At 73.2% G+C, this 22,452-nt stretch carries 17 protein-coding genes and 1 pseudogene; 15 read left to right on the top strand and 3 right to left on the bottom strand.

Features of this window, described 5'->3' with window-relative positions; translation table 11 throughout:
* Positions 1-5 precede the first annotated feature (5 nt).
* From RF644_RS11425 to glmM, 4 genes are all read left to right on the top strand, one after another.
* Positions 6-974, top strand: a complete 969-nt coding sequence (locus tag RF644_RS11425) for a tRNA pseudouridine(38-40) synthase TruA (RefSeq protein WP_109222015.1) — start codon at positions 6-8, stop codon at positions 972-974.
* Between the two features lie 294 nt (positions 975-1,268).
* Positions 1,269-1,712, top strand: coding sequence for a 50S ribosomal protein L13 (gene rplM / locus RF644_RS11420; RefSeq protein WP_017833326.1), 444 nt, complete (start codon positions 1,269-1,271; stop codon positions 1,710-1,712).
* Between the two features lie 33 nt (positions 1,713-1,745).
* Positions 1,746-2,252 (top strand): 30S ribosomal protein S9, encoded by a 507-nt coding sequence (rpsI, locus tag RF644_RS11415; protein WP_031282957.1) that lies wholly within the window; start codon positions 1,746-1,748, stop codon positions 2,250-2,252.
* A 132-nt stretch (positions 2,253-2,384) separates the two neighbouring features.
* On the top strand, positions 2,385-3,740 hold the full coding sequence (glmM, locus tag RF644_RS11410) for a phosphoglucosamine mutase (protein ID WP_368796622.1): 1,356 nt from the start codon (positions 2,385-2,387) through the stop codon (positions 3,738-3,740).
* Positions 3,741-3,813: 73 nt separating this feature from the next.
* Here glmM and mscL read toward each other — a convergent pair whose 3' ends face one another.
* From mscL to coaA, 3 genes are read right to left on the bottom strand one after another with little or no spacing between them, the layout of a single operon-like run.
* Positions 3,814-4,179: a large conductance mechanosensitive channel protein MscL gene (mscL, locus tag RF644_RS11405; protein ID WP_368796621.1), complete on the bottom strand. Its 366-nt coding sequence runs from the start codon at positions 4,177-4,179 to the stop codon at positions 3,814-3,816.
* 36 nt (positions 4,180-4,215) lie between these two features.
* Positions 4,216-5,058, bottom strand: a complete 843-nt coding sequence (locus tag RF644_RS11400) for a M15 family metallopeptidase (RefSeq protein ID WP_368796619.1) — start codon at positions 5,056-5,058, stop codon at positions 4,216-4,218.
* Entirely contained in the window at positions 5,058-6,014 is a 957-nt protein-coding gene (gene coaA / locus RF644_RS11395; RefSeq protein ID WP_031282962.1) for a type I pantothenate kinase, read from the bottom strand. The genes RF644_RS11400 and coaA overlap by 1 nt, the downstream gene beginning before the upstream one ends.
* A 172-nt stretch (positions 6,015-6,186) precedes the next feature.
* Between coaA and RF644_RS11390 the strand changes: the two genes are divergently transcribed.
* From RF644_RS11390 to RF644_RS11340, 11 genes and pseudogenes are all read left to right on the top strand, one after another.
* Positions 6,187-8,268, top strand: coding sequence for a PTS mannitol transporter subunit IICBA (locus tag RF644_RS11390; RefSeq protein WP_368796618.1), 2,082 nt, complete (start codon positions 6,187-6,189; stop codon positions 8,266-8,268).
* A complete protein-coding gene (locus tag RF644_RS11385) occupies positions 8,268-9,413 on the top strand; it encodes a mannitol-1-phosphate 5-dehydrogenase (protein ID WP_368796617.1) in 1,146 nt (381 codons plus the stop codon). The genes RF644_RS11390 and RF644_RS11385 overlap by 1 nt, the downstream gene beginning before the upstream one ends.
* Positions 9,414-9,537: 124 nt before the next feature.
* Positions 9,538-11,430 carry a glutamine--fructose-6-phosphate transaminase (isomerizing) gene (gene glmS / locus RF644_RS11380; RefSeq protein WP_368796616.1) on the top strand — a complete coding sequence of 631 codons (1,893 nt, stop codon included), beginning with the start codon at positions 9,538-9,540 and terminating at the stop codon, positions 11,428-11,430.
* Between the two features lie 77 nt (positions 11,431-11,507).
* Positions 11,508-11,879: a holo-ACP synthase gene (locus RF644_RS11375; protein ID WP_368796615.1), complete on the top strand. Its 372-nt coding sequence runs from the start codon at positions 11,508-11,510 to the stop codon at positions 11,877-11,879.
* A complete protein-coding gene (locus tag RF644_RS11370) occupies positions 11,876-13,444 on the top strand; it encodes an NAD(P)H-hydrate epimerase (protein WP_368796614.1) in 1,569 nt (522 codons plus the stop codon). The genes RF644_RS11375 and RF644_RS11370 overlap by 4 nt, the downstream gene beginning before the upstream one ends.
* 135 nt (positions 13,445-13,579) lie before the next feature.
* On the top strand, positions 13,580-15,766 hold the full coding sequence (gene glgX, locus RF644_RS11365; protein WP_368796613.1) for a glycogen debranching protein GlgX: 2,187 nt from the start codon (positions 13,580-13,582) through the stop codon (positions 15,764-15,766).
* An 84-nt stretch (positions 15,767-15,850) separates the two neighbouring features.
* A complete protein-coding gene (treY, locus tag RF644_RS11360; RefSeq protein WP_368796612.1) occupies positions 15,851-18,208 on the top strand; it encodes a malto-oligosyltrehalose synthase in 2,358 nt (785 codons plus the stop codon).
* A 5-nt stretch (positions 18,209-18,213) separates the two neighbouring features.
* Positions 18,214-20,088 carry a malto-oligosyltrehalose trehalohydrolase gene (treZ, locus tag RF644_RS11355; protein WP_095650577.1) on the top strand — a complete coding sequence of 625 codons (1,875 nt, stop codon included), beginning with the start codon at positions 18,214-18,216 and terminating at the stop codon, positions 20,086-20,088.
* A 107-nt stretch (positions 20,089-20,195) separates the two neighbouring features.
* Positions 20,196-21,221: an aldo/keto reductase gene (locus RF644_RS11350; protein WP_368796738.1), complete on the top strand. Its 1,026-nt coding sequence runs from the start codon at positions 20,196-20,198 to the stop codon at positions 21,219-21,221.
* Between the two features lie 19 nt (positions 21,222-21,240).
* On the top strand, positions 21,241-21,918 hold the full coding sequence (locus tag RF644_RS11345; RefSeq protein WP_368796610.1) for a LysE family translocator: 678 nt from the start codon (positions 21,241-21,243) through the stop codon (positions 21,916-21,918).
* 116 nt (positions 21,919-22,034) lie between these two features.
* Positions 22,035-22,452, top strand: a pseudogene (locus tag RF644_RS11340) (inositol-3-phosphate synthase); the annotation flags it as partial.

Raw genomic sequence — 22,452 nt, 5'->3', positions numbered from 1 at the left:
TGACCATGAGCCCGTCCGATTCCCCCGTGCGCGTGCGGATCGACCTGGCCTACGACGGCGCGCCGTTCGCCGGGTGGGCCCGTCAGCCGGGCCTGCCCACCGTGCAGGGGGCCGTGGAGGACGCCCTCGCCGTGCTGGTCCGCCGGGACGTGCGGGTCGCGGTGGCCGGCCGGACGGACACCGGGGTGCACGCCCGCGGCCAGGTGGCGCACCTGGACCTGGCCCCGGCGGAGTGGACCGGTCTCGCCCGCGGCCGGGACGAGGACCCGGGGCGTGCGCTCGAGCGTCGCCTCACCGGGGCCCTGGCCCACGTCCTGGGCCGCGGCCGCCGCGCGCAGGGCCTGCCCGAGTGCCCGGGCGCGGTCGTGGTCCGCCGCGCGGGCGCCGCCCCGGCCGGCTTCGACGCCCGATTCTCCGCCGTCTCCCGCCGCTACAGCTACCGGATCGACGACGGCGCGGCGGGCCGGGACCCGCTGACCCGGCACCTGACGTGGTGGTCGAAGGACGTGCTCGACGTCCCTGTCATGGCCCGGGCGGCGCAGGAGCTGGTGGGGCTGCACGACTTCCTGTCCTTCTGCCGCCCCCGGGAGGGCGCCACGACGGTGCGGGAGGTCCTGGACGTGTCCGTCGAGCGGGACCGGGACGGGCTCGTGCTGCTGGGCATCGAGGCGGACGCCTTCTGCCACCACATGGTCCGCTCGGTCGTGGGCGCGGCCGCCCGCGTGGGCGCGGGCCGCGAGGACCCCGACTGGCTCGGCCGCCGGCTCGCGGAGCGGGTCCGGGACGCCAAGGCGCTGATGGCCCCGCCGCACGCCCTCGTGCTCGAGGAGGTCCGCTATCCCGGGGACGCCGCCCTGGGGGAGCGGGCCGAGCGCACCCGGGCGCGGCGCGCCCCGCTCGGCGACCCCGCCCGCGAGGAGCTCCGAGGAGATCCCCGCGACGCTCCCCGGGCGCCCCGGCACGGCGGAGCGTGAACCGCCGCGGGCCCGGGCGCCCGCGGGGAGATTGACCGCCGCACCCTCCGGGTGTATGGCCGAGTGGTCTTTGGCCGCTCCATCCGGTACCGTGGGGTGCTGTTGTGCGTGTCCCGCCTCGGTTCACGTGTACCCGGATCCGCTGTCCCGTTGCAGGACGCCTGGCGGTCCGGTGCACCGGGGTCTCGGGCACCGGATGCAGCTCGGCCCTCACCCGAGCCCCGGACGGCACACCGAGAAACGGCGTGATCCCAACTAGCGCCACCGAGATAACCCGAACGAAGGCAAACTAACGTGCGTACGTACACCCCGAAGCCCGGTGACATCCAGCGCCAGTGGCACGTCATCGATGCCACCGACGTCGTCCTGGGTCGCCTTGCCAGCCAGACCGCAACGCTGCTGCGCGGAAAGCACAAGCCGACCTTTGCTCCCCACGTGGACGCCGGTGATTTCGTCATCATCATCAACGCCGAGAAGGTGGCCCTGACCGGCTCCAAGCTCGAGAAGAAGCGGGCCTACCGCCACTCCGGCTACCCGGGCGGGCTCAAGTCCAGCTCCTACGCCGAGCTGCTGGAGAAGCACCCGGTCCGCGCCGTGGAGAAGGCCATCCGTGGCATGCTCCCGAAGAACAAGCTGGCCGCCCAGCAGATGTCCAAGCTCAAGGTCTACGCCGGCCCGGAGCACCCCCACGGTGCCCAGCAGCCGCAGACCTTCGAGTTCACCCAGGTCGCCCAGTAACCGGGCCTACGACAGAAACGAGCGAGGAAAATCGTGGCTCAGAATACTGAAGAGCAGAACATCGTGGACGGCGAGGAGCAGCTGAGCAGCTACACCTCCGAGTCCTCCCCCGCGGAGGAGACCGAGGCCGCCGCCGAGCGCCCGGCCCTCACCGTCTCCGGCCAGGCCGTCGGCCGCCGCAAGGAGGCCGTCGCCCGCGTGCGCGTCGTCCCCGGCTCCGGCCAGTGGACCGTCAACGGCCGCACCCTGGAGAACTACTTCCCGAACAAGCTGCACCAGCAGGAGGTCAACGACCCCTTCAAGGTGCTGGAGCTCGAGGGCGCCTACGACGTCATCGCCCGCATCCACGGCGGTGGCCCCTCCGGCCAGGCCGGTGCCCTGCGCCACGGCGTGGCGCGCGCCCTGAACGAGATCGACCTCGAGAACAACCGCCCGACCCTCAAGAAGGCCGGCTTCCTGACCCGCGACCCGCGCGTCATCGAGCGCAAGAAGGCCGGTCTCAAGAAGGCCCGCAAGGCTCCGCAGTACTCGAAGCGCTGATCGGAGGGCCTCCCGGCCCGCCCCCAGCGTCACGGACCCTGTCCGACCCGGTGCACACCGGTGTCGGACGGGGTCCCGTCGTTTCTGCCCGCCTGCCGGTGTCCGGGCCGCGGGGAACGTAGGATGGGGGCGATGTCTAGATTATTCGGAACGGACGGCGTGCGCGGGCTCGCGAACGACCTCCTCACAGCCAACATGACCCTGGACCTGGCCCAGGCCGCCGCGATCGTGCTCGGCCACGGCCACGCACGCGAGGGGCGGCGCCCCACGGCGGTCGTCGCCCGGGACGGTCGGGCCAGCGGAGAGTTCCTCAGCGCCGCCGTGACCGCGGGTCTCGCCGGCTCGGGCGTGGACGTCCACGACGCCGGGGTCCTGCCGACCCCCGCGCTGGCCTACCTGGTGGCCGACCTCGACGCCGACTTTGGCGTGATGATCTCCGCCTCGCACAACCCGGCCCCCGACAACGGGATCAAGTTCCTGGCCCACGGCGGGCGGAAGCTCCCGGACCGGGTGGAGGACGAGATCCAGCAGGTCTTCGAGTCCGGCGACTTCCAGCGCCCCACCGGCGCCGGGGTCGGGCGCATCCACCTGCTCACGGACGCCGAGGACCGCTACGTCCTGCACCTGGTGGGGGCCATCCCGCACCGGCTCGAGGGGATGCGCGTGGTCCTGGACTGCGCCAACGGCGCCGCCAGCGGGGTCTCGCCGGACGCCTTCCGCGGCGCGGGCGCCGACGTGCACGTCATCGGCGCGGAGCCCGACGGCCTGAACATCAACGACGGCTGCGGCTCGACCCACCTGGAGCCCCTCCAGCGGGCCGTCGTCGAGCTCGGGGCCGACCTCGGGATCGCCCACGACGGCGACGCCGACCGCTGCCTCGCCGTGGACGCCACCGGCCGCGAGGTCGACGGGGACCAGATCATGGCGATCCTCGCCCTGGCGCTCAAGGACGCGGGCCGGCTCGTCGAGGACACGCTCGTGGCCACCGTGATGAGCAACCTGGGCCTCAAGCTGGCCCTGCGGGACGCGGGCATCGACGTGCGGGAGACCGCCGTGGGGGACCGCTACGTCCTCGAGACGATGACCGAGCACGGGTACAACCTGGGCGGCGAGCAGTCCGGCCACGTGATCATGTCGGACTACGCCACGACGGGCGACGGGCTGCTGACCGGGCTGATGCTGGCCTCGCGCGTGGCCCAGACCCGTGCACCGCTCGCGGAGCTGGCCCGCGTGATGACGCGGCTGCCGCAGGTGCTGCTCAACGTGCGCGGGGTGGACCGCACCGCGGTGGGCTCCAATCCCGGGGTGCAGGCGGCCGTCGCGGAGGTCGAGCAGCGCCTCGGCGAGACGGGCCGCGTGCTGCTGCGCCCCTCGGGGACCGAGCCGGTGGTCCGCGTGATGGTCGAGGCGGCCTCCGAGGAGATCGCCCGGGCCGAGACGGAGTTCCTCGCGTCCGTCGTGGAGCGCGAGCTGGCCCTCACCGTCTGAGCCGGCCCCGCCGGACGCCGGAGGCCCGCACCGTGCGCACGGTGCGGGCCTCCGGCGTCCGGCGGGACCGGGATCAGGTGCGCCGGCGCAGGGCGTCGCGGATCTCGGTGAGGAGCTGCACCTGGGCGTCGGCCTCCTCCTCGGTGGGATCGACGCCGAGCCGGCGGTTGCGGGCCTCGATCATCTTGTTCATCGGCAGCACGATGGCGAAGTACACGGCGGCGGCCACGAGCAGGAAGTTGACGAGCGCGGTGAGCAGCACGCCGAACCTGATGTCGTTGCCGTTGACGGTGAGCACCGCGAACGAGTCGAAATCGGGCGAGCCGACCAGCGCGGAGATGAGCGGCATGAGCACCGCCTCGACCATGGCGTTGACGACCTGGGCGAACGCCGCGCCGATGATCACGGCGACGGCGAGATCGAGCACGTTGCCCTTCATGATGAATTCCCGGAATCCCTTGAGCATGGCCACAGACTAGCCGGGCGCGGGCGGCCCGTAGTCCGGGGCCGGCGGCAGGCCGGAGAACTCCTCGAGCGTCGCGGCGCCCGAGCGCGCGAGCTCCTGGGCCCGCTCCGGGCCGAGGTAGCGCAGGTGCCACGGCTCGTACCAGTAGCCGGTGGTGCCGTGCTCGCCCCAGGGGTAGCGGACCACGAAGCCGTGCTCCGGCCCGTGCTCGGCCACCCACGCGGCGGTGGCCGTCCCGTCGAAGCACACGCGCAGGTCGCACCCGGAGCCGTCGCCGACGTCCACCGCCAGCCCCGTCTGGTGCTCCGAGTGGCCCGGGCGGGCGGACGCCGTGTCGGCGGCCTCCGGGCCCTTCTGCGCCACCCACCCGGCGTACGTGCGGGACTGCTCGGCGAAGGAGCGGTAGCCCGACACGATCCGGACCGGCACGCCGTCCGCCCGGGCCGCGGCCAGCAACGTGCGCGCCGCGGCGGCCGCCTCGGGGCGCAGCAGGTGCCCCTCGACGTCCTCGAGGGCGGCGGGTGCCCAATCCTGCGGGTCCAGGGGCCGCCGCTTGTTGACCACCACGGCGAGCGAGGCGGGGTCGTCCAGCTCCGGGCGCGGTCCCGGCCCCCGGCCGGGGGTGGGCGCCGGTGCCGGCGACGCCGTGCCGGAGGCGGACGCCGGCCCGGACGGGGACGCCGGAGCCGGCACGGACGCAGGACCGGACCCGGGCGGGGCGGGCGCGGCCGGTGCCGTGGTGGTGCCGGAGGGTTCCGGCGGGGCCGGGGGAGCGTCCCCGGGATCAGGTGCGCACCCGGCCACGAGCACCGCGGCGGCGAGCAGGAGGGCGCCGGCGCGCAGGGCGTCCATCAGTTCTTGCGCAGCAGCACGCGCCGGATCGAGTGGTCGGAGTCCTTGGAGAGGATCAGCCGGGCGCGGCCGCGCGTCGGCTGCACGTTCTCGATCAGGTTGGGCTCGTTGATCCGCCGCCAGATGCCGGTGGCGGTGGCCACGGCCTTCTCGTCCGAGAGGTCGGCGTAGCGGTGGAAGTAGGAGCCGGGGTCGGCGAACGCGGACGAGCGCAGGGCCTGGAACCGCTCCACGTACCAGCGCTCGATGTCCGCGGGCCGGGCGTCCACGTAGATCGAGAAGTCGAAGAAGTCGCTCAGGGCGAGGGCGGCCCGGTCCCCGGGGCCCACCTTGGCGGGGGCGAGCACGTTGAGCCCCTCGATGATGACCACGTCCGGGCGGGTCACCACGACCTCCTCGCCGGGCAGGATGTCGTAGCTGTGGTGCGAGTACTTGGGCGCCCGCACCTCGGGGGCGCCCGACTTGATCTTGGCGACGAAGCGCAGCAGGGCGCGGCGGTCGTAGGACTCCGGGAAGCCCTTGCGGTCCATGAGCCCGCGGCGCTGCAGCTCCGCGTTGGGGTACAGGAACCCGTCCGTGGTGATGAGCTGCACGTGGGGGGTGGACGGCCACCGGGACAGCAGCTCGCGCAGGAGGCGGGCCGTGGTGGACTTGCCGGCGGCCACGGAGCCGGCGATGCCGATCACGAACGGGGTCCGGGCGTGCTCCTCGCCGAGGAACGCGTTGGTCGAGGCGTTGAGCCGGTTCGACGACTCGTCGTAGAGGGTCAGCAGCCGCGAGATGGGGAGGTACACCTCGCGGACCTCCGCGACGTCGAGCCGGTCGCCGAGGCCGCGCAGGTTCTCGATCTCCCGAGAGGTGAGGGGAACGTCGATCTCGTGGGAGAGTCTCGACCAGGTCTGCCGGTCGAGCTCCACGAAGGGCGAGGCGCGTTCGCTCAGCGTAGATGCGGTCATCGACCACAGTCTAGACCGCACCCCGGCGCCCGAGGTGTACCGGAGACAGGCCCCGTACCCGGGTGTAGATTTGGTCTCGATCCGGTATTCGCCGTGAGAGAACTCACAGCAGTGCACGGCGCGTGCGCTCCGCCGGTGGAGGACCACCCCGCTCGAGAGTCAGGACAGGACCATGGCGACGGCAACGACCTCAGAGACCACAGCACCGGCGGGAGGGCGATCGACGGCGGCCCGCGCGCACGTGCAGCGTTTCGGCACGTTCCTCTCGGGGATGATCATGCCCAACATCGGGGCGTTCATCGCCTGGGGGCTGATCACCGCGTTCTTCATCGAGGCGGGCTTCACCCCCTTCGGCCCGCTGGGCGGGTTCGGCGAGAACGCCGAGGGCGAGCCGTACACGGGCCTGGTCGGCCCGATGATCACCTACCTCCTGCCGCTGCTCATCGCCTACACGGGCGGGCGGATGGTCTACGACGTCCGCGGCGGCGTGGTCGGGGCGATCGCCACGATGGGCGTGATCGTGGGCACCGACATCCCCATGTTCATCGGGGCGATGCTCATGGGCCCGCTGACCGCGTGGGTGATGAAGAAGGTCGACGCCATCTGGGACGGGAAGATCAAGCCCGGCTTCGAGATGCTCGTGAACAACTTCTCCGCCGGCATCCTGGCCGCGGCCATGGCCATCTTCGGCTTCTTCCTGATCGGCCCCGCCGTGCTGGCCTTCTCCAACGCGGCCGCCTCGGCGGTGGACTTCCTGGTCACCCGGGGGCTGCTCCCGCTGACCTCGATCCTCATCGAGCCCGCGAAGGTGCTGTTCCTCAACAACGCGATCAACCACGGCATCCTCACCCCCCTGGGCACCGCCCAGGCCCTGGAGGAGGGAAAGTCGATCCTCTTCCTGCTCGAGGCCAACCCCGGCCCCGGTCTGGGCATCCTGCTGGCCTACACGGTCTTCGGCCGCGGCGCCGCGCGCGCCTCGGCTCCCGGCGCGGCCCTGATCCACTTCGTGGGCGGCATCCACGAGATCTACTTCCCGTACGTGCTGATGAAGCCGGCGCTGATCCTGGCGGCGATCGCGGGAGGCATGACGGGCATCTTCACGCTGACCCTCTTCGACGCGGGCCTGCGCGCCCCGGCCGCCCCGGGCTCGATCATCGCCGTCTTCGCCCAGGCCACCACCGACAGCTACGTGGGCGTAGCCCTCGCGGTGACGGCCGCGACCGCCGTGTCCTTCTTCGTGGCCTCGATCATCCTCAAGGCCTCCAAGGACAAGGGCGAGGGAGACCTCACCGAGGCCACCTCCCGGATGGAGGGGATGAAGGGCAAGAAGAACTCCGTGTCCTCCGCGATCGTCGGCACCAGCGGCGGTGCGGACACCGGCGGGACCCCCGCCCGTGAGCTGGCCGACGGCGGACCGGTGCAGCGCATCGTGTTCGCGTGCGACGCCGGCATGGGCTCCTCCGCGATGGGCGCCTCCGTGCTGCGGAACAAGGTCAAGGCGGCCGGGTTCGCCGACGTCAAGGTCACGAACGCGGCGATCGCCAACCTCACCGACGACTTCGACATCGTGGTCACCCACCAGGACCTGGCCACGCGGGCCCGGCCGAAGGTGCCCAGCGCCTCGGTGGTGACCGTCGACAACTTCATGGGCAGCCCCCGCTACGACGAGATCGTCGAGGCCGTGCAGCAGCGCAACGGCGCCGCCGTCCCGGCGGGCGGCGGCGCGGCGGCGGCCACGGCCACGGCCGGCGGCGGGGGAGCGGCCTCCGGTGGCGACACCGTGGCCGCGGACCCGGGCGAGGGCGCCGGGACGTCCGGGGACGCCACCATCCTCACCAGGGACCGGATCGTCATGGACGGCGGCGCGCGCAACGCCGCGCAGGCCATCGACGAGGCCGGCGGCCTGCTGGTGGCGGCCGGTGCCGTGACCGACGCGTACGTGGCCTCCATGCACGAGCGCGAGGAGTCGGTGTCCACCTTCATGGGCAACGGCCTGGCCATCCCGCACGGCACCAACCAGGCGAAGGACAGCATCCGCTCCTCGGCCCTGTCGGTCGTGCGCTACCCCGAGGGCCTGGACTGGAACGGCAAGCCCGTCACCTGGGTGATCGGCATCGCCGGCAAGGACAACGAGCACCTCGCGATCCTCTCCCGGGTCGCGAAGATCTTCGGCAACAAGGAGAAGGTGCGCCAGCTGGACGAGGCGAGGACCGCCGACGAAGTGCTCGACCTGCTGGGGAAGGTGAACGACTGATGAAGTGCGTCCACTTCGGGGCGGGCAACATCGGCCGCGGCTTCGTCGGCCTGCTCATGCACCGCTCGGGCTACGAGGTCGTGTTCGCCGACGTGGCGGCCCCGCTGATCGACGCGCTGGCGTCGACCCCCAGCTACACCGTGCACGAGGTCGGCGCCGGCTCCCGCGACACGGTCGTCGAGGGGTACCGGGCGCTCAACTCGGCGGACGACCCGGAGTCCGTGGTCGCCGAGATCGCCACGGCGGACGTGGTCACCACGGCCGTGGGCGCGCACATCCTCCGGTTCGTGGCGCCGCTCGTGGCGCGCGGCATCGCCGCGCGCCCGGACGGCGCCGCCCCCGTGGCGGTCATGGCGTGCGAGAACGCCCTGTCCGCCACGGACCTGCTCGCCGAGGCCGTCCGCGCCGAGTACGGCGGCGAGGACCTCGACCGCCGGGCCGTGTTCGCCAACACCGCCGTCGACCGGATCGTGCCCCAGCAGGACGGCGGCGGGCTCGACGTGGTCGTGGAGCAGTTCCACGAGTGGGTCATCGACCGCACCCCGTTCGCGGGGAGCGAGCCGGCCATCGAGGGCGCGACCTACGTCGACGACCTCGTGCCCTACATCGAGCGGAAGCTGTTCACGGTCAACACCGGCCACGCCGCGTGCGCGTACTTCGGCTACCGGGCCGGCCGGCACCGCATCGCGGAGGCGATCGCCGACCCCGGGATCCGGGAGCGGGTCGCGGCGGCGCTCGCGGAGACGCAGGCGCTGCTCGTGGCCAAGCACGGGTTCGACGAGCAGGAGCACGGGCGCTACGTCGCGAAGATCCTCGACCGCTTCGCCAACGAGCACCTCCCCGACACCGTGGAGCGCGTGGGCCGCGCCCCGCTGCGCAAGCTCGGCCGGCACGAGCGGTTCGTGGGCCCGGCGGCCGAGCTGGCCGAACGGGGCCTCGGCACCGACGGGCTGCAGGCGGCCGTAGGGGCCGCCCTGCGCTTCGACCCGGCCGACGACCCGGAGGCCGTCCGGCTGGGCGAGCTCCTCGACACCCTGGAGCCGGCCGACGCCCTCCGGGAGATCACGGGGCTGGACGCCGGGCACCCGCTCTTCCCGCCGCTCGAGGCGCTGGTGGCCGACGCCGTCCGGGAGCGCCGGGGCTGATCGAGCCCCACGGAAGGGCCCACAGGCGGGCCGGGCCGTGTCCCCAGAAGAGGCGGGAACACGGCCCGGTCCGCCGGGTCCGGCGCGCCCGGCCGGGCGAGATCCATGCGGTACTGTGAAGCGCATGTGTGGAATTGTTGGATATGTGGGCCCCTCCTCCCAGCGCTCGGACGTGCCCGGCACCGGCTCCGGGCACGACGCCCTGGACGTCCTCGTCGAGGGCCTCCGGCGCCTCGAGTACCGCGGCTACGACTCCGCGGGCGTGGCCGTCGTCGCGGACGGCACCGTCGGCTTCCGCAAGAAGGCCGGCAAGCTGCTCAACCTCGAGCAGGAGCTGCGCGACAGCCCGCTGCCCCGCTCCACCACCGGCATCGGGCACACCCGCTGGGCCACCCACGGCGGACCGTCGGACGTCAACGCCCACCCGCACGTCGTCGGCGGCGGCCGGCTCGCCGTGATCCACAACGGCATCATCGAGAACTTCGCCGAGATCAAGCGCGAGCTGATCGAGAAGGGCCACGAGTTCCGCTCGGAGACCGACACCGAGGTCGCCGCCGTGCTCCTGGCCGACACCTACAACGACCTCGGCGACCAGGACCTCACCGCGGCCATGCAGGTCGCGTGCCGCCGGCTCGAGGGCGCGTTCACGCTCCTCGCCGTGCACGTCGACCACCCCGGCCGCGTGGTCGCCGCCCGCCGCAACTCGCCGCTGGTGCTCGGGCTGGGCGAGGGCGAGAACTTCCTCGGCTCCGACGTCTCCGGGTTCATCGACTACACCCGCAGCGCCGTGGAGCTGGGGCAGGACCAGGTCGTGTCCATCACGGCCGACGACTACGAGATCACCGACTTCCACGGCAACCGCGCCGACGGCAAGCCCTTCCAGGTGCTGTGGGACGCGGCCGCCGCCGAGAAGGGCGGCTTCCCGTCCTTCATGGAGAAGGAGATCAACGAGCAGCCCGCCGCCGTGGAGCAGACCCTCATGGGCCGCACCGACCCGGACGGGAACCTGGTCCTCGACGAGCTCAAGATCGACGAGGCGGTGCTCCGCGCCGTGGACAAGATCGTCGTCGTGGCCTGCGGCACCGCCGCCTACGCGGGGCAGGTCGCCCGGTACGCGATCGAGCACTGGTGCCGGATCCCCACCGAGGTCGAGCTCGCCCACGAGTTCCGCTACCGGGACCCGATCGTCAACGAGCGGACCCTGGTGGTCGCCCTGTCCCAGTCCGGCGAGACCATGGACACCCTCATGGCGGTCCGGCACGCCCAGGAGCAGGGGGCCAAGGTCGTGGCGATCTGCAACACCAACGGCTCCACGATCCCGCGCGAGGCCGACGCCGCGCTCTACACGCACGCCGGCCCCGAGATCGCCGTCGCCTCGACCAAGGCCTTCCTGGCCCAGATCACCGCCGCCTACCTCCTGGGCCTCTACCTGGCCCAGCTGCGCGGCAACAAGTACAAGGACGAGATCGGGGAGATCCTCGCCGAGCTGGAGGCCATGCCGGCCAAGATCCAGCAGGTCATCGACGCGCAGGCCGCGGTCAAGGATCTCGCGCAGTCCATGAAGGACGCCTCGTCCGTGCTCTTCCTGGGCCGCCACGTCGGCTTCCCGGTGGCCCTCGAGGGCGCGCTCAAGCTCAAGGAGATCGCCTACATCCACGCCGAGGGCTTCGCCGCCGGCGAGCTCAAGCACGGGCCGATCGCCCTCATCGAGGAGGGCCAGCCGGTGTTCGTCATCGTCCCCTCCCCGCGCGGGCGGGACTCGCTGCACGCGAAGGTGGTCTCCAACATCCAGGAGATCCGCGCCCGCGGGGCCGTGACCATCGTCATCGCGGAGGAGGGGGACGAGTCGGTCGCCGACTACGCGAACCACATCTTCCGCGTGCCGCAGTCCCCGGTGCTGCTCCAGCCGCTGCTGACCACGGTCCCGCTGCAGATCTTCGCGTGCGAGCTGGCCACGGCGAAGGGCTACGACGTCGACCAGCCCCGCAACCTCGCGAAGTCCGTCACCGTCGAGTAGTCCGCGCCCGCCGCTGCGCCGGCCCGCCGCCCCGGATCCTCCCGGGCGGCGGGCCGGCGGTCGTTAGGCTGGGGACCATGATCATCGGCACCGGCATCGACGTGGTGGACATCGCCCGCTTCGAGGAGCAGATCGCCCGCACCCCCGGCCTCGTGGCCCGGCTGTTCACCCCGCTCGAGCGCGACCTGCACGTGCGCTCGCTCGCCGCGCGCTTCGCCGCCAAGGAGGCGGCGGCGAAGGCGCTCAAGGCGCCGCCCGGGATGATCTGGCAGCACTGCTGGATCGAGAAGGACCCCTCCGGCGCCCCGCTGCTGTGCACCGAGGGGACGGTGGCGGAGGAGGCGCGCCGGCAGGGCATCGACAGGTGGCACCTCACCATGACGCACGACGGCGGGATCGCCATGGCCATGGTCATCGCCGAGCGCACCGGGGACGGGGGGCCGGCGTGATCGCCGCCTGGACCGGGGCGCAGGTGCGCGCGGCCGAGACGCCCTTCCTCGAGCGCGGGGAGGGCCCCGCGCTGATGCGGCGCGCCGCCCACGGCCTGGCCCTCGCCGGCGCGCAGCGCGTGCGCGGGCGCCGGGGGCGGGTCGCCGGAGCGCGCGTGGTCGTGCTCGCCGGCACCGGCAACAACGGCGGGGACGGGCTGTGGGCGGGGGCGGAGCTGGCGGGCCGCGGCGCCTCCGTGCTCGCCGTGGCGGTCGGCGACCGGCTGCACCCCGAGGGCGGGGCCGCCCTCGAGGCCGCGGGGGGACGGGTGCTGCGCGCCGGGGACGGCGGGCCCGCCCTCGAGGAGGCGGCCGAGCACGTGCTCCGCGCCGACCTCGTGCTCGACGCCGTGCTGGGCACCGGCGCCCGGGGCGGGCTGCGCGGGCCGGCGGCGGAGCTCGTCCGCGCGGTCCTGGACCGGTGGCCCCCGGACGGGGGCCCCGCGGTCGTGGCGTGCGACGTCCCCTCGGGCGTCTCGGCGGACACGGGCGCGGTGGCCGGGCCGGTCCTGGCCGCGGACGTCACCGTGACGTTCGGCGGGGCCAAGGCCGGGCTGTTCCTGCCGCCGGGGGACCGGTGGTGCGGCGAGGTGCGGACCGTGCCCCTCGGGATCGAGCACGCCCTGCCCGCCCCCGCGCTGCGGCGCCTGGAGCCCGACGACGTCGCGGCGCTGTGGCCGCGCCCGGGGGCGGCCTCCCACAAGTACTCCCGGGGCGTGGTGGGGGTCGTGGCCGGCTCCCCGACCTACCCCGGGGCGGCGCTGATGTGCACGCGCGCCGCCGTGGACGCCGGCGCCGGCATGGTCCGCCACCTCGGCGACGCCGCCACCCGCTCCCTCGTGTGCCTGACCAGCCCCGAGGTGGTCGCCTCCGAGGACCACCCCGACGACGTCCACGTCCAGGCGTGGGTCGTGGGCCCCGGCGCGGTGGGCGACGCGGCCCAGGAGTCCCGGATCGGCGCCGTGCTCGCGGGCCCGATCCCCGCCGTCGTCGACGCCGGCGCCCTCGACGCGGCGGCCCGGGCGGCCGCCGACGGCGCCCTCGGCCCCGGCAAGGTCCTCACCCCGCACGCCGGGGAGCTCGAGCAGGTGCTCGCCTGGCTCGCCGCCCTCGGCGGCGGCGGGCAGGCGCCGGACCGGGCGGCGATCGAGGCCGAGCCCGCCCGGTGGGCGCGCGCGGCCGCGGAGGCGACCGGCGCCGTCGTCGTCCTCAAGGGCGCCACCACCCTGGTGGCGTCCCCAGACGGGACGCTGCTCTCCCAGGCCGACGGCAGCCCGTGGCTGGCGACCGCCGGCAGCGGGGACACCCTCGCGGGCATCATGGGCGCAGCGCTCGCGGGCAGCGCCGAGGACCCGGACGCGTTCGCCGCCGCGGGGGACTGGGCCCGCGGGGACGCCCGCCGCGCGGTGGCCGCCGCCCTCGCCGTGGCCGTGCACGGCTACGCCTCCCGGCTGGAGGGCCTCGGCCCCGTGCCCCCCACGGCGCTGTCCGCGAACGTGCGCACGGTCCTGCGCCGGGACCGCTGAGCCGGCGGTCCCGGGCCCGGCGGACCGCCCCGGGGACACGGGCGCCTCCGGTCCGGGCTAAGATCGATCCCACTTGCCCCAAAACCCAGCCCGCTGACGGTGACCCCTGCCCGGCGGTACGACAGGAGATCCCCCATGGAAGTCTGGCCAGGTCAGCCCTATCCCCTCGGAGCCACCTTCGACGGGACCGGCACGAACTTCGCCCTCTTCAGCGAGGGCGCCGAGAAGGTCGAGCTGTGCTTGTTCGACGAGCTCGGCACCGAGACCCGCATCGACGTCGCGGCCCAGGACAGCTACGTCTGGCACTGCTACCTCCCGACCGTCCAGCCCGGGCAGCGCTACGGCTACCGCGTGCACGGACCGTGGAACCCCGCCGAGGGCCAGCGCTTCAACTCCGCCAAGCTGCTGCTCGACCCCTACGCCAAGGCCGTCTCCGGCCAGATCGACTGGGACCAGGCGCTGTTCTCCTACGACTTCGGCGACGAGGACTCGTTCAACGACGAGGACTCCGCCCCCCACATGATGATGGGCGTGGTGATCAACCCGTTCTTCAACTGGGAGGGCGACCGCACCCCCCGCACGCCGTACCACAAGTCCGTGATCTACGAGGCCCACGTCAAGGGCCTCACCCAGCAGCACCCCGAGGTCCCCGAGGACCAGCGCGGCACCTACGCCGGCGTGGCCCACCCCGCGGTGATCGCGCACCTGCAGAAGCTCGGCGTCACCGCCATCGAGCTCATGCCCGTGCACCAGTTCGTGCAGGACAGCACCCTGCTCGACCAGGGGCTGCGCAACTACTGGGGCTACAACACCATCGGGTTCTTCGCCCCGCACAACGAGTACCACTCCACCAACGACCTCGGCGGCCAGGTCCAGGAGTTCAAGGCCATGGTGCGCGCCCTGCACCAGGCCGACATCGAGGTGATCCTCGACGTGGTGTACAACCACACGGCCGAGGGCAACCACATGGGCCCCACGCTGTCCATGAAGGGCATCGACAACCAGGCCTACTACCGGACGGTGGAGGGCGACCAGAAGTTCTACATGGACTACACGGGCACCGGCAACACCCTCAACGTCCGCCACCCCCACTCGCTGCAGCTCATCATGGACTCCCTGCGCTACTGGGTGACCGAGATGCACGTGGACGGCTTCCGCTTCGACCTCGCCTCCGCCCTGGCCCGCGAGTTCTACGACGTGGACAAGCTGGCCACGTTCTTCGAGCTCGTCCAGCAGGACCCGGTCGTGTCCCAGGTGAAGCTCATCGCCGAGCCGTGGGACGTGGGCCCCGGCGGCTACCAGGTGGGCAACTTCCCGCCCCAGTGGACGGAGTGGAACGGGAAGTACCGGGACACCGTGCGCGACTTCTGGCGCGGGGAGCCCGCGACCCTCGGCGAGTTCGCCTCCCGGATCACCGGCTCGGCGGACCTCTACGAGCACAGCGGCCGCCGGCCGTTCGCCTCGATCAACTTCGTCACCGCCCACGACGGCTTCACGCTGCGGGACCTGGTCTCCTACAACGAGAAGCACAACGAGGCCAACGGCGAGGGCAACAACGACGGCGAGTCCCACAACCGCTCCTGGAACTGCGGCGTGGAGGGCCCCACCGACGATCCCGAGGTGCTGGCCCTGCGCTCCCGCCAGCAGCGCAACTACCTCGCGACGCTGCTGCTGTCCCAGGGCACGCCCATGGTGCTGCACGGCGACGAGCTGGGCCGCACGCAGGACGGCAACAACAACACGTACTGCCAGGACAACGAGCTGTCGTGGATCAACTGGGACACCATGGACGGCCCGCTCACCGAGTTCGTCGCCGCCGTGACCCACCTGCGCCACGACCACCCGTCCTTCCGGCGCTCGGAGTTCTTCGACGGCCGTCCGGTCGAGATGGACGCGGACGACACCGGCCGCCCGATGCCCGACATCGCGTGGCTGACCACGGACGGCGCGCCGCTGAAGCCCGCCGACTGGGACGAGCCCCTGTCCCGCTCCTTCGGGATGTGGCTCAACGGCAACGGCATCGCCGGCGTGGACATGCGCGGGCGGCCCATCACGGACGTGAACTTCATCGTGTACTTCAACTCCAACCCGGAGCCCGTGAAGGTCAAGCTCCCGCCGGTGCGCTACGGCCGGCAGTGGGAGGAGGTCATCGACACCGCGGGCAAGTACGCCGACGGCCAGATCCGCAAGGCCCGCACCTCGATCACCCTGGACGGCAAGTCCATGGTCGTGCTGCGCGCCTACGAGGCCCCCGAGGAGGAGCCCGACGCGTCGGTCGCCGCCTCCGTGGCCGCGTACGCGAAGACGCCGCAGGACCAGTGAGCTGACGGCCCCGGCAGGCTGTCGACCCGGACACGGGTCGACAGCCTGCTGGCGTTTCCGGGGCCGGGCCGACAGACTGGTGCGGTGCGCACACCTATCTCGACCTACCGACTCCAGATCACCTCCGACCTGACGCTCGACCGCGCCGCGGGACTCGTGGACTACCTCCACGACCTCGGCGCGGACTGGGTCTACCTGTCACCGATCCTCCGGGCCGTCGACGGCTCCGACCACGGCTACGACGTCGCGTCCCCCGCCGAGGTGGACCCCGTCCGGGGCGGTGCCGCCGGGCTCAAGGCGCTCGCCGACGCCGCCCACGCCCGCGGCATGGGCGTGCTGGTGGACATCGTCCCCAACCACCAGGGCGTCGCCGCCCCGGAGCAGAACCCCTGGTGGTGGTCGCTGCTCGCGCAGGGCCAGGCCTCGCCGTACGCGAAGGCCTTCGACGTCGAGTGGGCGTCCGGCGGCGGCCGGGTGCTGATCCCCGTGCTGGGCGACGGCGACGACGAGCTCGCGCAGCTGGGGGTCGAGGACGGCACGCTGCGCTACTACGACAACGTCTACCCGCTGGCCGAGGGCACCTGGGCGGAGGGCGACGACCCGCAGGACGTCCACGACCGGCAGCACTACGAGCTGGTGAACTGGCGCCGCGGCGACGCCGAGCTCAACTACCGCCGGTTCTTCACCGTCGCCACGCTCGCGGGCGTGCGCGTCGAGGACCCGGAGGTCTTCGAGGAGTCCCACGCGGAGATCAAGCGGTGGATCGACGAGGGCCTCGTCGACGGCCTGCGCATCGACCACCCCGACGGGCTGCGCGACCCGCGGCAGTACCTCGAGCAGCTGAAGGAGCTCACGGGCGGCGCCTACGTCGTCGTCGAGAAGATCCTCGAGCCCGGCGAGCGGCTGCCCCGCGACTGGGCCACCGCGGGCACCACCGGCTACGACGCCCTCGGCGTGATCGACCGGCTGCTCACCGACCCGGCCGGGGAGTACGCGCTCACCAGCCTGGACGCCCGGCTGCGGGGCGGGGAGCCCGTGCACTGGGACGAGATGATCCACGGCACCAAGCGCGCCATGGCCGACGGCGCGCTGCTGGCCGAGGTCCGGCGCCTCGCCCGCCTCGTGCCCGAGGACGCCGGCCTGGACCGGGCCGTCGCCGAGGACGCCCTGGCGGAGATCCTCGCGAACTTCCCCGTCTACCGCAGCTACCTGCCCGAGGGCGCCGAGCACCTGCGGGCGGCCCTCGACGCCGCCCGGGAGCAGCGCCCGGACCTCGCCGGCGCGATCGGGACCCTGGGCGGGCTGCTCGGGGTCGACGCCACGGACGAGGCCGGGCTCGGGGAGCTCGCCCGCCGCTTCCAGCAGACCTCCGGGATGGTGATGGCCAAGGGCGTCGAGGACACCGCGTTCTACCGCTTCCCCCGCCTGACCTCGCTGACCGAGGTGGGCGGCGACCCGTCGCACTTCGCCGTGACCCCCGAGGAGGCGCACGCCGAGCTCGCCCGCCGGGCCGCCGAGGAGCCCCTCGCGATGACGACGCTGTCCACGCACGACACCAAGCGCTCCGAGGCGGTGCGGGCACGGATCACCGTGCTCGCCGAGGCGGGGGAGCAGTGGGCCGGCGTGGTCGGCACCGTCAAGAAGCTCGCCGAGCAGGCCGGGGCCCTCGTGGGCGACGGCCCGCTCGTGAACCTCGTGCTCCAGGCCGTGGTGGGCGCCTGGCCCATCTCGCAGGAGCGCGTGCTGGACTACGCCCTCAAGGCCGCCCGCGAGGCCGGCAACTCCACCGCCTGGGTCGACGGGGACGCCGGGTTCGAGCAGCGGCTCACCCGGTTCGTCGAGCTCGTCCACCACGACCCGCAGATGCGGGCCGTCGTCGAGGGCTTCGCCGAGCACGTCACCGCGGCCGGCTGGGCGAACGGGCTCGCCGCCAAGCTCGTCCAGCTCACGATGCCCGGCGTCCCGGACGTCTACCAGGGCTCCGAGCTGTGGGCGGAGTCCCTCGTGGACCCCGACAACCGCCGTCCCGTCGACTTCGGGGCCCGGGCCGCCGGGCTCGCCCGGCTGGACACCCCCGTGGGCGGCACCGCCGACGGGATCCCCGCCGTGGGACCGGACGGCGCGGCCAAGCTGCTCGTCACCAGCCGCGCCCTGCGGCTGCGCCGGGACCACCCCGAGCTGTTCACCGGCTACACCCCGCTGACCGCGTCCGGCCCGCTGGCCGGGCACGTGTTCGCGTTCGACCGCGGCGGCGCCGTGACCGTGGCCACCCGCCTGCCCCTCGGCCTCGCCGCCGCGGGCGGCTTCGACGGCGAGACCCTCGAGCTGCCCGCGGGCGGGTTCGAGGACCTGCTGACCCGCCGCACGCACTCGGGCACCGTGGCGCTGTCCCGGCTGCTCGCCGACTACCCCGTGGCGCTGCTGCGCCGGAAGGACTCCTGAGCCCCATGAACACCCGCGAGCACCTGAACCGCTTCGACGTCTGGGCCCCGCACGCCAGGACGGTGACCGTGCGGATCGAGGGCGACGACCACGACATGATCCCCGCCGCGGACCTGCCCGAGGACTCCCCGGCGGGCACGGCGGCGCGCCGCGACGGCTGGTGGACCCTGCCCGACGGCGCGGACGTCCCCGAGGGCACCGTGCGCTACGGCTACCTCCTGGGCAAGACCTTCGACGAGGGCACGGCGCAGGAGCGCTCGCAGGTCTCCGAGGTCCTGCCGGACCCGCGCTCCCGCCGCCAGCCGCAGGGCGTGCACGACCTCTCCTGCACGTTCGAGCCCTCCGCGCACCGGTGGGGGGACGCCGCGTGGACCGGGCGGACCCTGGCCGGGTCCGTCGTCTACGAGCTGCACCCCGGCACGTTCACCCCGGAGGGCACCCTCGACTCGGCGGTCGAGCGGCTCGACCACCTCGTGGAGCTCGGCGTGGACTTCGTGGAGCTGCTGCCCGTCAACGGCTTCAACGGCGAGCACAACTGGGGCTACGACGGCGTCCTCTGGTACACCGTGGACGAGTCCTACGGCGGGCCCGCGGCCTACCAGCGCTTCGTGGACGCGTGCCACCAGCGCGGGATCGGCGTGATCCAGGACGTCGTCTACAACCACCTGGGCCCGTCCGGGAACTACCTGCCCCTGTTCGCCGACTACTTCAAGCCCGGCTCCAGCACCTGGGGCGACCTCATCAACCTCGACGGCTGGGGCTCGGACGGCGTGCGGGACTACATCCTCGACAACGTCGAGATGTGGCTGCGCGACTACCACGTGGACGGGTTCCGCCTCGACGCGGTGCACGCCCTGCAGGACCACCGCGCCGTGCACATCCTCGAGGAGATCGCCGAGCTCGTGGAGCGCGTGGGCGTGGAGACCGGCAAGCCCCTGTTCACCGTCGCGGAGTCCGACCTCAACGACCACCGGATGATCACGCCGACCACGGCCCACGGCCTCGGCATGACCGGGCAGTGGCTCGACGACTTCCACCACGCCGCGCACGTCGCCCTCACCGGGGAGACACAGGGCTACTACGCCGACTTCGCCGCCCTCGGGACCCTCGACAAGGTGATGCGGGACGCGTTCTACCACGACGGCACCATGTCGGTGTTCCGCGGCCGCCACCACGGGCGGCCGGTCGACAAGCAGCGGGTGCGCCCGTGGCAGTTCGTCACGTGCATCCAGAACCACGACCAGATCGGCAACCGCGCCGCGGGGGACCGGATCAGCGCGAGCCTCACGCCGGACCAGCTCGTGCTGGGCGCCGCACTGCTCCTCACCCAGCCGTTCACCCCCATGCTGTTCATGGGGGAGGAGTGGGGCGCGTCCACGCCGTGGCAGTTCTTCACCGCCCACCCCGAGCCCGAGCTCGGGGAGGCCGTGGCCAAGGGCCGCAAGGCGGAGTTCGCGTCCATGGGCTGGGACGAGGACACGGTCCCGGACCCCCAGGACCCCAGCACGTTCACGAACTCGAAGCTCGACTGGGACGAGCTCGGCCGGGACGACCACGCGCGGGTGCTGAGCGCCTACCGCGAGCTCATCGCGCTGCGGCGCGCCGTGCCCGAGCTCACCGACCCGCGCTTCGACACGATCGGCACCGACCTCGACGAGGACGCCCGCTGGTTCGTGCTGCGCCGTGCCACGGCCCCGGGCTCCGACCACGGGGTCGCGGTGCTGCTGAACTTCGGCGCCGGGCCCGCGCAGGTCCCCTTCCCCGGCCGCCCGGACGCCGAGGTGCTCTACCGCTCCGGCGACGTGTCGCTGACCGCGGGCTCCGGCGGCGGCGGCGTCGCCGCGCTGCCCGCCCACGGCGCCGCCGTGGTGCGCTACTGAGCCCCCTCCGCCGTCCACCGAACGACCTCCCCGACCCACGAAAGGCCCCCGTGCGCACCTACGGACCCGACGTCCCCTACCTCCCGGCCGACGACCGCTACGAGACCATGCCCTTCCGCCGCGTGGGCGACTCCGGGCTGAAGCTGCCCGTGATCTCGCTCGGGCTGTGGCACAACTTCGGCGACGACAAGCCGCTCGCCACCCAGCGCGCCACGCTGCGCCGGGCCTTCGACCTCGGCGTGACCCACTTCGACCTCGCCAACAACTACGGCCCGCCGGCCGGCGCCGCGGAGCTGAACTTCGGGCGGATCCTGGCCCAGGACCTCGCGCCGTACCGGGACGAGCTCGTGATCTCCTCCAAGGCCGGCTGGACCATGGGCCCGGGCCCGTACCACTTCGGCGGCTCCCGGAAGTACCTCGTGTCCTCCCTGGACCAGTCCCTGCAGCGGATGGGCCTGGACCACGTGGACATCTTCTACCACCACCGCCCGGACCCGGACACCCCGCTCGAGGAGACGATGCGGGCCCTCGACCACATCGTGCGCTCCGGGCGGGCCCTGTACGTGGGGATCTCCTCCTACAACGCCGAGCTGACCCTGCGCGCCCAGCAGATCATGCGGGAGCTGGGCACGCCGCTGCTGATCCACCAGCCGTCCTACTCGATGCTCAACCGGTGGATCGAGTCCCCCGGACCGTCGGGGACCTCCCTGCTGGGCGCCCTGACGGAGGCGGGGATGGGCTCGATCGTGTTCTCCCCCCTGGCCCAGGGCATGCTCACGGACCGGTACCTGGACGGCGTCCCGGAGGGCTCCCGGGCCGCCGCGGAGAAGTCCCTGAACCCGGAGTGGCTGACCGGCACGACCCTGGAGAAGGTCCGCGGTCTGCACGAGATCGCCGCCGCCCGCGGGCAGAGCCTGGCCCAGATGGCGATCGCGTGGGTGCTGCGCGAGCAGGCGGACGGCCAGGTCACCACCGCGCTCGTCGGCGCGTCCTCGCCGGAGCAGCTCGAGGACAGCGTGGGCGCCGTGCACCACCTCTCCTTCACCCCGGAGGAGCTGGAGTCGATCGACCGGCTGGCCACGGACTCCGACATCAACATCTGGGCGGGCGCCCGCGACTCCAAGACCGCGTGAGCGGCGGGACCCGGTAGCCGTGGAGGCCTCGCAGTACCTCGCCCTGCTCGGGCTGTGGATCGCCGGGATCGTCGCCCCCGGCCCGGACGTCCTGGTGATCCTGCGCAACGCGTCGCTGGGCTCCCGGGCGGCCGGCGTGCTCACCGCGGTGGGGGTGATGGCCGGCAACCTCGTGTGGATCACGCTCTCCCTCACCGGGGTGACCGTCCTGATCGGCCAGGCGGACACGCTCCAGCGGCTCATCCAGGTGGCCGGGGCGCTGTTCCTCGGCTGGCTGGGGGTGAGCGGGATCCGGGCGGGTCTCGCCACCCGGGCCGTGCCGGACCGGGTGCCGAGCGCGGCGGGCGGCGGGCCCGGCGGCGTCCCGGGGGAGCCGCAGGCCCCGCCGGGGCGCTCCGTCACCCCCGGCCGGGCCTTCGTGCTCGGGCTCGTGACGAACCTCTCGAACGCGAAGGCCATCATCTTCTTCGTGGCGCTGTTCGCCAACGTGGTCCCGGCGGGCGCGCTGTGGTGGGAGACAGCCCTGGTCTTCGCGCTGCTCGTGGCCGTGGGCCTCGCCTGGTTCACCGCGGTCGCGTGGGTCGGCTCGGTCGAGCGGCTGGCCGCGGGCTTCCGGCGGCACGGGGCGGCCGTGGAGCTCGCCGCCGGCGTGCTGTTCCTCGTGCTCGCCCTCGGCCTGCTGCTCAGCGCGCTGTGAGCCCGCCGGCCGGCCCCCGGGCCGGGCCCGCCCCCGGCGGGCACTAGACTGGAGCGCTGGGTCCTGCCCGGCCGGGCGCCGGGGACGGGACCCAGACGACCAGACAAAGGAGTCCCTTGTCCCACCATCCCATTCGCGTGGCCGTCGCCGGTGTCGGCAACTGCGCCTCCTCGCTGATCCAGGGCGTGCACTTCTACGCCGGAGCCGACCCGGCCGCCACCGTGCCGGGGCTGATGCACGTGGTCTTCGGCGACTACCACGTGTCCGACATCGAGTTCGTGGCCGCCTTCGACGTCGACGCCGCCAAGGTCGGGCTCGACCTCTCCGAGGCGATCGGCGCCGGGCAGAACAACACCCTGGTCTTCGCCGACGTCCCGCCCACCGGGGTCACCGTCCAGCGCGGGCCCACCCTGGACGGGCTCGGGTCCTACTACCGGGAGGTGGTCCAGGAGTCGGCCGCCGCGCCCGTGGACGTGGTGGCCGCCCTGAAGGACGCGCAGGTGGACGTGCTGGTGTCCTACCTGCCCGTGGGCT

This window comes from Kocuria sp. CPCC 205258 (assembly GCF_040981005.1).
In the GTDB taxonomy this organism is placed as follows: domain Bacteria; phylum Actinomycetota; class Actinomycetes; order Actinomycetales; family Micrococcaceae; genus Kocuria; species Kocuria rosea.
Note: the sequence above shows the minus strand (reverse complement) of the source record. Positions and strands in the feature narration are given on the sequence as shown.

Coding starts and splice junctions, on each gene's coding strand:
- RF644_RS11425 (WP_109222015.1), top strand. CDS start 6: ATGAGCCCGTCCGATTCCCCCGTGCGCGTGCGGATCGACCTGGCCTAC.
- glmM (WP_368796622.1), top strand. CDS start 2,385: ATGTCTAGATTATTCGGAACGGACGGCGTGCGCGGGCTCGCGAACGAC.
- mscL (WP_368796621.1), bottom strand. CDS start 4,179: ATGAAGGGCAACGTGCTCGATCTCGCCGTCGCCGTGATCATCGGCGCG.
- RF644_RS11400 (WP_368796619.1), bottom strand. CDS start 5,058: ATGGACGCCCTGCGCGCCGGCGCCCTCCTGCTCGCCGCCGCGGTGCTC.
- coaA (WP_031282962.1), bottom strand. CDS start 6,014: ATGACCGCATCTACGCTGAGCGAACGCGCCTCGCCCTTCGTGGAGCTC.
- RF644_RS11390 (WP_368796618.1), top strand. CDS start 6,187: ATGGCGACGGCAACGACCTCAGAGACCACAGCACCGGCGGGAGGGCGA.
- RF644_RS11385 (WP_368796617.1), top strand. CDS start 8,268: ATGAAGTGCGTCCACTTCGGGGCGGGCAACATCGGCCGCGGCTTCGTC.
- glmS (WP_368796616.1), top strand. CDS start 9,538: ATGTGTGGAATTGTTGGATATGTGGGCCCCTCCTCCCAGCGCTCGGAC.
- RF644_RS11375 (WP_368796615.1), top strand. CDS start 11,508: ATGATCATCGGCACCGGCATCGACGTGGTGGACATCGCCCGCTTCGAG.
- glgX (WP_368796613.1), top strand. CDS start 13,580: ATGGAAGTCTGGCCAGGTCAGCCCTATCCCCTCGGAGCCACCTTCGAC.
- treZ (WP_095650577.1), top strand. CDS start 18,214: ATGAACACCCGCGAGCACCTGAACCGCTTCGACGTCTGGGCCCCGCAC.
- RF644_RS11350 (WP_368796738.1), top strand. CDS start 20,196: ATGCCCTTCCGCCGCGTGGGCGACTCCGGGCTGAAGCTGCCCGTGATC.